General features: G+C 63.7%; 11 protein-coding genes. 4 read left to right on the forward strand and 7 right to left on the reverse strand.

Features of this window, described 5'->3' with window-relative positions:
* Positions 1-73 precede the first annotated feature (73 nt).
* Positions 74-2,827, reverse strand: coding sequence for an FG-GAP-like repeat-containing protein (locus JOE60_RS17645; protein ID WP_167267911.1), 2,754 nt, complete (start codon positions 2,825-2,827; stop codon positions 74-76).
* Positions 2,828-3,046: 219 nt separating this feature from the next.
* Between JOE60_RS17645 and JOE60_RS18550 the strand changes: the two genes are divergently transcribed.
* Entirely contained in the window at positions 3,047-3,283 is a 237-nt protein-coding gene (locus tag JOE60_RS18550) for a hypothetical protein (RefSeq protein WP_167268395.1), read from the forward strand.
* 24 nt (positions 3,284-3,307) lie between these two features.
* Here JOE60_RS18550 and JOE60_RS17655 read toward each other — a convergent pair whose 3' ends face one another.
* From JOE60_RS17655 to JOE60_RS17665, 3 genes are all read right to left on the reverse strand, one after another.
* Complete coding sequence (locus JOE60_RS17655; protein ID WP_167267914.1) at positions 3,308-3,595, reverse strand: MoaD/ThiS family protein; 288 nt, start codon at positions 3,593-3,595, stop codon at positions 3,308-3,310.
* Positions 3,596-3,603: 8 nt separating this feature from the next.
* Entirely contained in the window at positions 3,604-4,842 is a 1,239-nt protein-coding gene (locus JOE60_RS17660) for a WD40/YVTN/BNR-like repeat-containing protein (RefSeq protein WP_239528901.1), read from the reverse strand.
* 61 nt (positions 4,843-4,903) lie between these two features.
* Positions 4,904-5,782, reverse strand: coding sequence for a helix-turn-helix transcriptional regulator (locus JOE60_RS17665; RefSeq protein WP_167267916.1), 879 nt, complete (start codon positions 5,780-5,782; stop codon positions 4,904-4,906).
* A 130-nt stretch (positions 5,783-5,912) separates the two neighbouring features.
* Here JOE60_RS17665 and JOE60_RS17670 point away from each other — a divergent pair, with 130 nt between their 5' ends.
* The 3 genes from JOE60_RS17670 to JOE60_RS17680 all read left to right on the forward strand — a co-directional run bounded on the left by JOE60_RS17670 (position 5,913) and on the right by JOE60_RS17680 (position 9,202).
* Complete coding sequence (locus JOE60_RS17670; protein ID WP_167267918.1) at positions 5,913-7,154, forward strand: MFS transporter; 1,242 nt, start codon at positions 5,913-5,915, stop codon at positions 7,152-7,154.
* A 93-nt stretch (positions 7,155-7,247) separates the two neighbouring features.
* A complete protein-coding gene (locus JOE60_RS17675; RefSeq protein ID WP_167267920.1) occupies positions 7,248-8,027 on the forward strand; it encodes an isocitrate lyase/PEP mutase family protein in 780 nt (259 codons plus the stop codon).
* Between the two features lie 140 nt (positions 8,028-8,167).
* Positions 8,168-9,202, forward strand: coding sequence for an LLM class flavin-dependent oxidoreductase (locus JOE60_RS17680; RefSeq protein ID WP_167267922.1), 1,035 nt, complete (start codon positions 8,168-8,170; stop codon positions 9,200-9,202).
* 197 nt (positions 9,203-9,399) lie between these two features.
* On the opposite strand, the gene JOE60_RS17685 is transcribed toward JOE60_RS17680, so the two are convergent.
* The 3 genes from JOE60_RS17685 to aztD form a co-directional block, all read right to left on the reverse strand.
* Complete coding sequence (locus JOE60_RS17685; protein ID WP_167267923.1) at positions 9,400-10,716, reverse strand: LssY C-terminal domain-containing protein; 1,317 nt, start codon at positions 10,714-10,716, stop codon at positions 9,400-9,402.
* Positions 10,685-11,692: an NAD-dependent epimerase/dehydratase family protein gene (locus JOE60_RS17690; RefSeq protein ID WP_167267925.1), complete on the reverse strand. Its 1,008-nt coding sequence runs from the start codon at positions 11,690-11,692 to the stop codon at positions 10,685-10,687. The genes JOE60_RS17685 and JOE60_RS17690 overlap by 32 nt, the downstream gene beginning before the upstream one ends.
* Positions 11,693-11,807: 115 nt before the next feature.
* The gene (aztD, locus tag JOE60_RS17695) at positions 11,808-13,028 is read right to left on the reverse strand and encodes a zinc metallochaperone AztD (RefSeq protein WP_204814960.1); all 1,221 of its coding nucleotides are present in this window, start codon (positions 13,026-13,028) and stop codon (positions 11,808-11,810) included.
* Positions 13,029-13,047: the final 19 nt, after the last annotated feature.

Below are 13,047 nucleotides of genomic sequence, written 5' to 3' on the forward strand. Positions count from 1 at the left end.
CATTCCGGGCTTTTCGCTGTGCTTGGCTGACCCAGGGCGGAGGCAACCGGGGAGGAGCGCTGGAACCCAGCGACTACCGTGGGTTCAGCACCACCGGCTTGAACCCGCCCCGGCCGTTACCGGAGTACATCAGCAGGCTCCCATCCCCGGCGACGCCAACAAGTGCAGGGTCCCCGGTTCCGGTGAAGCCATTGCCCAGGGCAGCCAGGGAAGAGAACATGTTCCACCCTGAGCCCAGGTAGGTCCGGTCCAGGAAGCCGCCCTTGCCGTTGCCCGGGTAAAGCCACAGCCCGCCGTCGTTCCCCCGGCCCAGAAGGTCCTCACGGCCATCGCCGTCAAAGTCGCCGCCCTGCAGGACGGCGTTGAACATGTTCCAGCCCGAGCCAATCTGCCGCCACGGCAGGAATCCGCCGCTCCCGTTGCCCGGGTACAACCACAAGGCTCCATCGGCCGTGCGGGCCAACAGATCAGCCTTGCCATCGCCTGAGAAGTCACCCGGGGCAAGAAGCTCGCTGAATCCCTGCCAGCCGGTACCGATCTGCTTGCTTGCCAGGAATTGTCCCTCACCGTCGGTGGGATACAGCCACAGCACCCCGTCGGATGTCCGGGCCACCAGGTCCGGGTGACTGTCGCCGTCGAAATCTCCGGCACTGACGACGGCGGTGAAACCGTTCCAGCCCGAGCCCACCTGCACGCGGGGCAGGAAGCCGCCGGAACCGTTCCCGGGGTAGAGCCATAAGGCTCCGTCCTTGGCGCGGGCCAGCACATCAGCCACGCCATCGCCGTCGAAATCACCGGCCTCCCACACCTGTGCAAACTGGTTCCAGCCTGCACCGATCGGCAGGCGGGTGGCGAAACCTTGGCCGTCGCCGGGATACAGCGTCATACCGTCGCCCTTGGCCGTCAGGACGTCAGGGCTCTTGTCGCCCGTGAAATCCTGGCCTCCAACAAGGTCGCCGGCCGCACTCCACCCGGTTCCCGCAACGGTGCGCGGCAGGAAGCCGCCCTTGCCGTCACCCGGGTAGGCATAGAGTGTTCCGTCGGTGGCGGTGGCCAGCAGGCCAGCCGATCCCCCACCGAACGATCCCGCCGGAGCCAGGGACGCAAAAACATCCCACCCTTGGCCGATCTGGACGCCGTCCAGGAAGCTGCCGGCTCCGTTGCCCGCATACAGCCACAGCTTTCCGTCGTTTCCTACGGCAAGGAGATCATTGCGGGAGTCGCCGTTAAAATCGCCCACGGACACCAACCGCTGGAAATTTTGCCAGCCGGACCCCACGTAGCTGCGTGCAAGGAAGCCGCCCTTGCCGTTGCCCGGGTAGAGCCACAGCCCGCCGTCACTGGTCCGGGCAAGGACGTCGCCGAAGCCGTCGCCATTGACGTCCCCTGTTCCTAGGACCGCGTTGAAGATGCCCCACCCGGAGCCGATCTGCACCGGATCATCCAACCTGTTGCCCGGCAGGCCGCTGAAAAGCAGGAGCGACCCGTCCGCTTCGCGGGACATCACGTCCGCGAGCTTGTCGCCGTCAAAGTCTCCGGCCGAAAAGCGCATCTGCGCCTTGAGCTTGGAATCGGCATTGATGGTCACCGACGCGGACGTGGCAGACACCGAATTGATGGTCACGCGTGTGCCCGTGTAGGTGGTGAAGGTGCTCCCGGCCTGCCAGGCGTGGTTCTTCGCGTACCAAGGCTCGGTGAACGGAACCGTAGACGGCATAAGGATCAACGACGACGCGATGGTGGCCCCGCCGCGCTGCACGATCTTGACCCCCATGTTCCCTGCGGGCCTGCCGGACTGGCCAAGGTAGCTGTCGTAGCCCACCGGCTGCCGAAGCTCCAGGTAATAGACTTCCTTGCTCACCGGATCCGTGAACTTGATGGCTCGCTGGGCGTCCGTACCGCCCCAGGGTTTGAGCGTGTAGCTCTTGACCCCGCTTGCGACGCCCACATCCCGGATCTCATCGCCCCGGCCAAGCCCCGCGTAATCCCACAAAGTGGAGCTCACCACCGGTTGCGCATTCTGGGCAGCGCCCATGATGTCCGTGGTGTCGCCGTACTCCCGGATGTAGCAGGACGGATCGGTGAACCTGCCGTTGCTGTCCGTTCCGACGTCGGAAGCACCGCTGCCGCACTGCAGGGCATCAGCGTGCATCAGGCCGATCACGTGGCCGAACTCGTGCGTCATGACGTTGCTGGAAAGATTGCTGACCAGCGGCAACAACACCCGGCCGCTGTAGCTTCCGCTGCTGTAACCGGCGCCCAGGGCGTTCCCGGAAAGCGTGGCGGTAGGAATGAAGATCACCAGTGCTGTGTAGGGGCTTGCCGACCATTTCAGCTCGCTGGTGATGGTGGAAATGATGGTGAAGTAGCTGTCCGTGGACCTCGCTTTGGATTGAAATCCGGCCACCTTGCTGTCCACAGTCATGGACAATCTGCCCGCCGTCATCGCCTGCCAGTATCCACTGGTGGAGGCCACAGCCTGCTCGGCGCCGCTCATGGACACTGAGCCGGAGTTGTCCGCCAGCTTGGCTGTCACCAGCCGGACGCGGATGTCCCCGGACGGACCCGAAGCGGCCGCTCCGACGTCAAGGCGCGTTGCCTTGCCTGCGCCCGCATCGATGGAAGACCCCTTGGGAGCAGGCTCCGGAACTCCCGGCGCCGTCCCGAACATATGCTCGGAATGGGGAGTGCCTTCCACGAACCGCACGTTCGGGTTGTCCGGCGAAGGCAACGGCACCGCCGTCGCAGGGGCCTGGGTAAAGAAAAAGCCGGTGGCGCACACCATCAAGCCTGTGGACAACGCGATCGAACGGCGCAAGAAGCCCATGAAATCTCCCTGGGGTGGAGTCTGCAGTTCCTGTGAGTCTCAAGAACCGAGATCAGGCTACAACCGGCCCAAGGTTCCCGGGTGGAAGCCACCGCCGAAACGCAGTCAGCGCCCAATGCTTACCGGACCCTAACCGTGCTGAAATACGGCGGCAACAATGCCGCTCCACACTGGAAGAGCCGGCAAGTGCAGGCGCCCAGCTCCAGCCAGGAGGACACCATGCTGAAGGAAGTCACAACTCACACAACACGTATACGCGCGATCAGCCAGCTCCACCGCGGAGACGAGATCGAGGCCCGCCTGTCCGTGGGCCCCGCCTACGATGACGTGGTGATCCGCCGCGGACGCGTCCAGGAAACAGCACCCGGGATCGGTGTCGTCTGGATCATGGACCACGCCAGTGGGATGAGAAAAGCCATCAACACCGATGAATGCACCGTTTGGCGGGTCGCCTGATCCGGCTTGACCCCGAACGCGCGCTCAGCCGCCTGCCACGGACTGGATGATCAAGACCTCCTGGCCAGCCGCAACCTCCGTTTCAAGACCTTCCAAGCGCCGGACTTCCTGGCCGTTCACGTAAATATTCACGTAACGGCGGAGCGCCCCGGTTTCATCACGCAAACGCCTGGCAAGTACCGGATAGTCACCGGTCACTGAATCCAGCAACTCCCCCACGGTCACGGCCTCGTCGGCGGACGCAGTCAGACAGGACTGTCCGCCGACGAGTGGTTGGAGAACGCCGGGCAACACCACCGTAAAGTCAGCCACGGCGGACCTTACCCGGGTACCGGGGCGTCAGCTTGATCTTCGGGTGTTGCCCCGGCGGTGGTGGCAACTGCCTCCACGATTTCCGCTGCCTCGGCCAGCACCGTTGCTTCCGCTGCCGCCAAAGGGGCGTCCGCCCCGGCAGCGCTACCAATCACCACAGCCGCACGGACGCTGAGCACGTCCGGCAGGTGTGAAGCCACTTCGGTGAAAGTGGCGCCCTCGTCAGCGCTGGCGTACACCGTGCCGCCACGGGTGCCGAAGTAGACTCCCACGGGTTCCGCGGTGTCCACGGAGGCGGCATCCCTGAGGACCGCGTTGTACTCGTGATCAGGCAGCCCGGTGTGGAGCTCCGTCCATGAGTTTCCGGCGTCGTCCGTCCGGTGCACGCTGAGTTTGCTGTCAGGCGGGATGCGTTCGCCGTCTGCTTTGAGGGGTATCACCCAAGCGGTACCTTCGCGGCGCGGGTGTGTCAGCATCACAAAGCCGAAATCCGCAGGCAGTCCTTGGGCGATGGAATCCCAGTGATCGCCGTCGTCATCCGTGCGGTACACACCATGGTGGTTCTGCGCGTACAGACGGCCGTCTGCCTGGGCATCAGCGGCGATCTTGTGCACGCACTGGCCGAACTCAGGGTTGGGATCGGGCATGAAATAGGCCGAGATTCCCTTGTTCCGGGGCTCCCAGGAGGCACCGCCGTCGAGCGATCTGTAAACACCGCCCGTGCTCATGGCGACGTGGACCTTCTCACCGGACGGATCCACCACGATCGAGTGGGCCGCCGCTCCGCCGTAGCCGGCACCCCACTGGCTGCGGTGGGGGTGGTCCCAGAGTCCACGGTTCAACTCGAAGTGCTCGCCGCCGTCGGTCGATTTCCACACCGAGATCGGCTCGCACCCGGCCCAGACAACACCCGGCCGGGAGTCGGCGTCCGGGTGGATCTGCCACACGCGTTCCAAGGCGGCCTCCGTACCCTCCGGGAAAGTGATGGCGCCATGCTCCGGCTCGGACCACGTGGCTCCCAGGTCATCGGAGTGGGCCACGGTTGGACCCCAATGCTCGGATCTGACGCCCACCATGATCCGGGTTTTGCCGCCCCGCGTGTCTATTCCGATGCTGGGTATTTCACTCATCAGAAAGTGCGGGCCGGAGAGGGACCATTCCTGACGGTCCGGGCTGGTCGCGAGCCAGAGGCCTTTCTTGGTCCCGATCGCTATGACAAAACTCTGTGCGGTAGCCATGGGTTCCATGCAACCACCCGGTGGGATGGGTGGCAACGGTTCTGGCGCTTATGTGGAAAACAGCGGCATCTCAACGGGAGCCCGCCGTCACCTTTTCCACCACGTTCTCCGTAGCCGCCCAGGACGCCAGCAGCTTCAGGGCTTCCTCGCTGCTGCTCCCCGGAACGGCCGGGTACACGGTGATGCCCAGTCCGGTGTCTTCGTCCAGCTCCAGCTGCTGGTACGTCAGCTCCAGCGGACCCACCACCGGGTGGTGGAAGGTCTTCATACCAGTCCTGTGGCGCCGCACGTTGTGGGCCGCCCAGAGGGTACGGAATTCCTCACTCCGCATGGACAGCTCGCCCACCAATTCCGCAATGCCCTTGTCATGCGGGAAGCGGCCGGCTTGCCTCCGCAGGATCTCCACGTTGGTGTTGGCTGCCCGGTTCCAGTCCGGGTAGAACTCCCGGCCCCGTGGGTCCAGGAAAATGAAACGGCCGTAGTTGGCCGGTCCGGTTGTGCTTTGGAAAAGGTCGAAATACATGGCGTACCCCAAAGCGTTGGCGGCCACCACGTCCATCCTGTTGTTGTTGACCAGTGCCGGTGCTCCGGTGATGGAGTCCAGGAAGTAGTGCAACGCCGGGTCCATGGTGCGGCCCGGCTTCTTGACCCGCACGCGTCCGCCCCTGTTGGCGGTGCGCGCCAGATCGAACAGGTGGTCCTGTTCAGCACGGTCCAGTTGGAGTGCCTCCGCAATCGCGTCCAGCACACTGTCGGAAACGCCCGAGAGGTTCCCGCGCTCCAACCGCGTGTAGTAATCGACGCTGACTCCGGCCAAGCGGGCCACTTCGTCCCGGCGCAAGCCAGTCACCCGCCGTCGGATACCAAACGATTCGATCCCTGCCTGTTCAGGGGTGATGCGTGCGCGGCGGGTCATCAGGAACTCCCGCACTTCAGACCTGTTGTCCATGCCCACAACGTTACGGCGCAACAGGTTTATTGTGAGAGGTTTTGCTGGAACCCGTTTAAACCGGGCCTCCCACCGGACCTGCGCTGCGTGATCGGATGTATTCCAGTTGATTCATCTGAGAGGACCGTTCATGCCAGCGAACGCCAGCACTGCCACCGGCTCCGCGCGCAGCGCCGATACGCCGCCTGCCAGTCACTGGGGTGGTGTCTTTGCGATGTCCTTTGGGGCTTTTGCGGTAGTGGCTTCCGAATTCCTCCCGGTCAGCCTGCTCACCCCCATGGCCCGCGACCTCCAGGTCTCGGAGGGCATGGTGGGGCAGGGCATCGCAATCTCGGGGCTGTTTGCCGTCATAACCAGCCTTTCTGTCTCGTCTTTGGCGGGCAAACTGAACCGCAAAGCGTTGCTGATGGGATTCGCAGCCCTCATGGGAGCCTCGGGCGCTTTGATCGCCTTGGCGCCCGGTTACCTGCCGTTCATGGTGGGGCGCGCGTTGATCGGCGTTGTTATTGGGGGTTTCTGGTCCATGTCCGCCGCCACGGCCATCCGGTTGGTTGCCGCTCCACGGGTACCCCGGGCCCTGGCGATCGTGAACGGCGGAAATGCGCTTGCCACGGTTTTGGCCGCTCCTTTGGGCAGCTATCTGGGCTCGTTTATAGGGTGGCGGGGAGCTTTCCTCTGCCTGGTACCCATCTCGATCATTTGCTGTGTGTGGCTGTGGATTTCCCTGCCCTCCCTGGCCGCGCCGCCGCAGGCGCCCAAGGCACGGGAAATCTTCACGATCTTCTCTGCCCTGAAAAACACAACGGTCGCCTGGGGCATGGCCGCGTGCGGCACGTTCTTCATGGGCCAATTCATCCTCTTCACCTATATCCGCCCCTTCTTGGAGACCGTCACCCGGGTGGACGTCACCCAAGTGTCCTTGGTGTTGCTGGTACTGGGGGTTTCCGGGTTTGCGGGAACAGTGGTGATAGGCCGGTTCCTGGGCTCCAGGATGTACGCCACCCTCATGGTGATTCCGGCACTTATGGCCTTGATCGCCGGAGCCCTCATTCCCCTGGGCTCCGTCTTCGCCGCGGTGGTGGTCCTGCTGGCCTTCTGGGGCCTGCTGGGCACGGCCGCTCCCGTGGGTTGGTGGAGCTGGGTGGCCCAGGCAATGCCCCACAATGCTGAGCAGGGCGGCGGCTTGATGGTGGCCGTGGTCCAAACCTGCATAGCCCTGGGATCCATCATTGGGGGCCTCCTGTTCGATTCCATGGGGTTCCAGAGCGCCTTCCTCGCCAGTGCTGCAGTGCTGGTTGTTGCCTCGTTGCTGGCTGCCCAAACCCGACGCGCCGCCGTCGGGTCATCAGCCGGGGTAGGCAGCCGTGGCTGAACTGCGGAACTGCCTTGCACCATAGCGGGTCTTTATGGATACGTTGTGGGTGGAATGCGGTATCCACACCAACGCAAGGATGATCAACACATCATGACTGAAGCCAACACCGCCAGCCGCGCCACGCAGCTCAAGGCCCTTCACCAGGCCCCAGAGATCCTGCAGGTGGTCAACGTTTGGGATGCCATCAGCGCATCCGCAGTGGCAGCCCTCCCGGAGACCAAGGCAATTGCCACTGCCGGGCACTCCATTGCGGCCTCCTATGGCTACGCCGACGGGTCCATGCCCCTTGATGTCGCCCTCAGCGGAATCGAGAGGATCGTCAACGCCGTTGACCTTCCGGTCACTGCAGACCTCGACGACGGGTACCAGGATCCGGCTGAAACCATCCGGCGCGCTATTGGAATCGGAGTTGTGGGCGCCAACGTGGAAGACCGCCTGCGCCCCTTCGACGAATCCGTGGCCCGCGTCCAGGCCATTGTTAAGGCTGCTGAGGCAGAGGGCATCGATTTCCAGTTGAACGCCCGGACCGATGCCATTGTCCGTGGTGGGGACCGTCCCATCCAGGAAAGCATCGACGATGCGATTGCCCGCGGCCGCGCATTCCTCGACGCCGGCGCAGCGCTGGTCTTCGTGCCCGGCGCCCTGAACCGCGACCTCATTGAGCCGCTGGTTGAAGCACTGGGCCGGGGCAAAATCTCCGTGATCGGCGCCCCGGGGGCTGCCGCTGCGGCTGAGCTGCAGGAACTCGGGGTGGCACGCGTCTCCTACGGCCCGTTCACCCAGCGCGTGGCCCTGCGCGCCTTGCAGGATCTGGCCTCCGATTTGTATGGCACGGGCGTTATCCCCAAGGACACTCCTGCACTTAACTAGCGTGGCGGTGGCACGCCCGGAAGGGTGTGCCACCAACAGGTCCCACCGCGGGCAGGACCATCACATGAAGTAACCTCCCGCCGTCGAACGCCTTGGGCGTGGCTATTCTGGGCAGTATCGGCTGACCCAGAAGGAGATCCATGCCCAGCGCAGACCACCCGTTGACCAAACTCGGGTTCCTCACCATCGGCTTGTTTGATCCCCGGGACCCCGCAGCCGGCCACCAGTCAACGCTGGAAATCATTGAGCTCGGGGAAAAACTCGGGTTCGACAGTGCTTGGTTGCGCCACCGGCACCTTCAGTTCGGCATCTCCTCCCCCGTAGCCGTGATGGCCGCAGCAAGCCAGCGCACGTCCAGGATCGAGTTGGGCACGGCGGTGACGCCCCTTGGCTGGGAAAACCCGTTGCGCTTGGCAGAGGATCTGGCCACCGTGGACCTGCTGTCCGGTGGCCGTGTCAATCCCGGCCTCAGTGTTGGCGAGCCGATGAACTTCGACACCGTCAAACATGAGCTGTACCCCGGGTCCGCGGACCAAGAGGACTTCAGCTACGGACGGGTGGAGCGGTTTGCCCGCTTGGTTGCCGGTGACAAGATCAGGGAATTCTCCGGCAAGCAGGGCGTGGTGGAGGAGTTTTCCAACCGCGTGGAGCCGCACTCTCCCGGCCTTCGGAACCGGCTTTGGTACGGTGCCGGAAGCATGAAATCGGCGGTGTGGGCCGGAGAAAACAATTTCAACCTGCTCTCCAGCAGCGTGATTTTCCCCGGCCCTGGGGAGGACCCGGACTTCGCGGCCGTCCAGCAGGCCCAGATCCGCGCCTTCCGGGAAGCGGCCGCAGCACAGGGCCGCCACAGGGCCAGGGTGTCGCAGGGGCTGGTGGTGATCCCCACGGATTCCGCCACTGCAGCCCAACGCGAAAAGTATCAACGCTATGTGGACCAGCGCACGCCCAGGACACGCGAACCGCAGGGTCCCAAGGGCATGCTCTTTGCGCAGGACCTTATTGGCACCAGCGCCGAAATAGCTGAGCAGCTTTATGCCCACAAAGGGTTCCAGGAAGTGGATGAGGTGGCCTTCGCGCTTCCTTTCAGCTTCGACCATGAGGATTACGTGCAAATACTGACCGACATTGCCGGTTCATTGGGTCCGGCGCTGGGGTGGAAGCCATCCGCATAGCCGCCGGAGGCCCCTTTTCCAGCCTCTGGAGACCGCCTGCGGGCAGCCAGTAAAAACTAAAGCGAAAGTAGTAATTCGAGGTGGTGGAAATGACCGCTTTCTACCCGTAGAGTAATGACTGCAGCGGCCAAGGGCCCTGCCCAAAGACCGCTCCGGAGTGCGTATCCCCCAATAACGCACTCCGGAGCTCTTTTGTTTTAAGCCTTGGATTGCACCCGGCGAATTGTCACGGAGGCCGGCACTGCAGGGATGCGCCGCCGCTTGGCATAAATCCTGGCCCGCTCACTGGACAATGCCAGGAGCACAAGGATGTCCGCAGCCAGCCCGGTCAGACCGGCCTCCAGGGTCAGGTTGGCTGCTCCGGTGAAGTAGTCAAGGGCCTGCACCGCGATGGAGAGCGAGCTGAGGGCCATCGCGATCACCCGTGCACCGTTGCTGCCCAGCAGGACGCGCCACGCCAGGAAAACCTCACCCAACCCGAACACCAGCATGAAGATGCCCACAAAGGCGATGGCCGCCGTCGCGCTTTCCGCATCCGTCGAGCCGTCCAGGACAAGGCCGTCAACGTCCCCACCGGATGTCAGCAGGGTCAACGCCAGGATGAATGCCGCCACAGACCGTGCCGCCACCAACAACGCACCCACCAGGATGGGGGCGGGCCGCCTGTCCCGGCTGTCAGTACTGTGGGGCAGGATGTCCGCGGCCGTCGCGACACGGCGGGCATCAACAATGGGCAAATCACCATCGGTGGAAATCGAGTCCCCGCCGCCGTTCCGGGAGTGGTACCCGGTGGAAAAATCCTCGATGATCTCAACGGACACCGCAGGTTCCGCGGCCGAAACGGAGGCAACAATGTGGTCCCGCTCCACATCCGTGTTCTGTTCAATCTTGTGGGTGATCTGGAGCGTGAACAGGCTGAACCCGACGCTGCGATCGTACGTGCCGGCCGCCAGCCAATCCACTTTGTGGCCTCCGGGCAGGAGCCACCCCTCCGGGCAGCGCCAAAAGCGGACGTGGTGGCGTTTGCCCGGGTTGTTGTCCACTTCCTGTTGGTAAGCGAAGTCCTGCTGGCGATCAAACAGGTACAGGGGGCTCACGGGCGCTTCGGCGTAGCTGCGCCGGAAAATGGTGGAGTTGACGATCCTCCGGCTGCTGGCGAACGTGACGTCGTCCGCCTTGGTCCATCCCGCTGATTCCATGATGGCGTGGATCTGCGGTTCCCCGCCCAGAAGTGCAAGGTTCACCGGGTCACCCAGGAGGCCGTCGCTGGTCCGGGCCCGGCCGATGAAATAGCCGGGAACGTAAACCGCAGTGAGGATCCGGTGGAGCCTGGGCAGCAACAGATAGGCAAGGAACGCCCAGAACAGCACGTAGAACCACACCTGGCCCCAGCCCAACTGGAAGCTCTCGCCCACCAGCAGGAATGCCAGCCAGATCGCGGCAATCCCTCCCAGGACAAAGAATGCGTGGTCCAGCCAGCTGTCAGTGACTCCCTTGGTTGGTGCCTTGAACATGCAGCGTTCCCCCCTCCACCCGGACCCTGCCGTTCCCAACAAGCCACTGCAGCGACTCCAGCACCGCTTCCTCCGGCTGATAGCGCGGCGCATAGCCCAGCAGGGTTTTGGCCTTCTCAATACTGAAGCAGTGGTTGCGGGACAGATGGGCCCAGCTGGTGTCGGCAATCTCCGGCGTGGTGGTCCTGCGGAATTCCTCCCACGTCAGTGTCTCCAGCTGCGGCTTTTGCCCGAACCAGGCAGCCGCCATTTCGGCGTATCCCCGGACAGTCAGCGCTGAAGGCGCAACAATGTTGAAGTCTTCCCCGGAGGCGGCGTCCCGCGCGTCGACGGCTTTTTCGAATGCCTGCGCAACGTCGTCGGCGTGGACGTGGTGCATCAGTTCAGTTCCATTGCCGGGAACCTGCAGGGGACGGCCGGCGGAAATGGTCCACCACACGTCCGGCTCCAGGTTTCCCAGGGGGCCGATGGGAAGCCAACCGGGACCCACTATGTGGCCGGGGTGCAGGGACGTGGTGACCAATCCACCGGAGGCTGTTTCATCCTTCAGCATCCGGGCGACGGCCCGCTTTTGGATGCCGTAGTCATCGAGCGGTTCTTGTGCGAAGTCCATGGTGTCCTCGGACAGCGGCAGCTTCAGGCTGGCACCGTACCTCCAGATGGAGCCGCAGTGCAGCAGGTGACCCACCTCGCCGCGGAGCCGTTGCACCAGTGCGGTGGCCGAGTCCAGCGTGAAGCACACCAGGTCAATCACGACGTCGGCACCCAGCTCCGCCACCCTGTCACCAAAGGTTCCGGCCAGGTCCTCCTGCTGGCGGTCCGCCGTGACCTGGCGGACGTGCGCCAGCTCGGGGGCGTCGATGTATGGCGAGGCATTTCCACGGGTGATGGTGATGACCTCGTGGCCTGCACGGACCAAGCGGGGCACAAGGAAGGATCCAATGTGGCCACTGCCGCCGATCACAACGATTTTCATATCCCCACCGTACGGAAGAATCCCGGCCGGCGTTAGGGTTTCCGTCCACTGCGCCACCTGACAAGAGCCGCGCCGGTGGTGGCGCGGCTCCTGTCCCTCAACGGTCACTCAGGGGTCAGTGACCGCCCAGCGTGATGGCGATTTCGTTGGGCACAACGTCCAATGTGGAGGTGCCCGTGACCTTGCCGGTGGTCAGATCCACCGAATGGACCGCCTTGGCTGCGGGCTCCGTGACGTACGCGGTGTTGCCCTTGACCGTGATGGCCGGGTGGGCGTCCTGCCATTCGGAGGGGCCCTCCCAGGCTTTGATCACGGGGAATTCGTTGACGATTTTGCCGTCCTTGGGATCCATGACGTGGATGGATCCGTTGGTGGAGAGGATGTAGGCGAGGTCTCCGGGGCCGCGGGCGACATCCCGGAAGGTGTACTGCACGGTGTCCGGGAGCTTCACCACGTTGAAGGTGTGCTTTTCGGTATCGATGAGTGCCACCGAGTTCAGGAGGTAGCCTTCGGCGTCAGGGTCCGTCTTGTAGTCGCCCACCACAATGGGGCTGGTCTCGGAGACAAACGCGTTGCCCATGCGTCCGTACTTGTCCGGAGCCGTGAACTTCTCAAACTTTCCGTGGTGGTAGAGGAGTGCACCGTCTTCGCAGCCAAAGATCACGGCTTCATCCGCCGCCGTTCCTTCGCCATGGATGCCAGGGCATTCCTTGCTTTCGGCTACCTTGTCCCAGTGATCGCCGTGGGATTCCAGTGCCTGGGCGCCGCTGCGGGATGTCTTGTCCCCCAGTGTGGTGATCAGCTTTCCATCCTTCAACACAATGGACACTCCGTGGTGGGGGCTGTCCGCCGTGTACGTCTGCGTTGCGGGCACGGCATTGTCCGCTGCGGCCAGATCCCCGGTCTTCAGGATGGTGGTGGTGCCGGTGCCGTCGTCGAAGAGGACGGTGTTGCCCGCATGCCGGACAACGTGGCCGGCAGCTGTTGCGTCCACGCGGAGATCGGTGAGCTTGGGCTCAACGGTGTCCAGCAGTTGGAAACCTGCCTTGGTGGTGACAAAAACGTGGCGTCCGTCTCCGGCAGCGTTGAGCCTGGTGAATTCCTCGGAGTCGAACTTCTTCACAACCTCCAGTGTTTTTCCGTCCAGCACGCTGATGCCCCCGGGGTAGGAGACGGCCACGCGTCCTTGGGCGTCAGCTGCTGCTGCGCTGCCCGTTTCCGGCGTTGCGGCCGGGGTGCTGTTGGCGCAGGCCGAGGCCAGGAGTGTCATCCCGGCGATCAGTGCGACGCCTCCCCATCGGGTTGTTTTTTGGCGGAGCATGTATGGGTCCCTCATTCTATTTTTGGTGTGCAGG

Origin of the sequence: Paenarthrobacter ilicis, from assembly GCF_016907545.1 — a bacterium.
In the GTDB taxonomy this organism is placed as follows: Bacteria; Actinomycetota; Actinomycetes; order Actinomycetales; family Micrococcaceae; genus Arthrobacter; species Arthrobacter ilicis.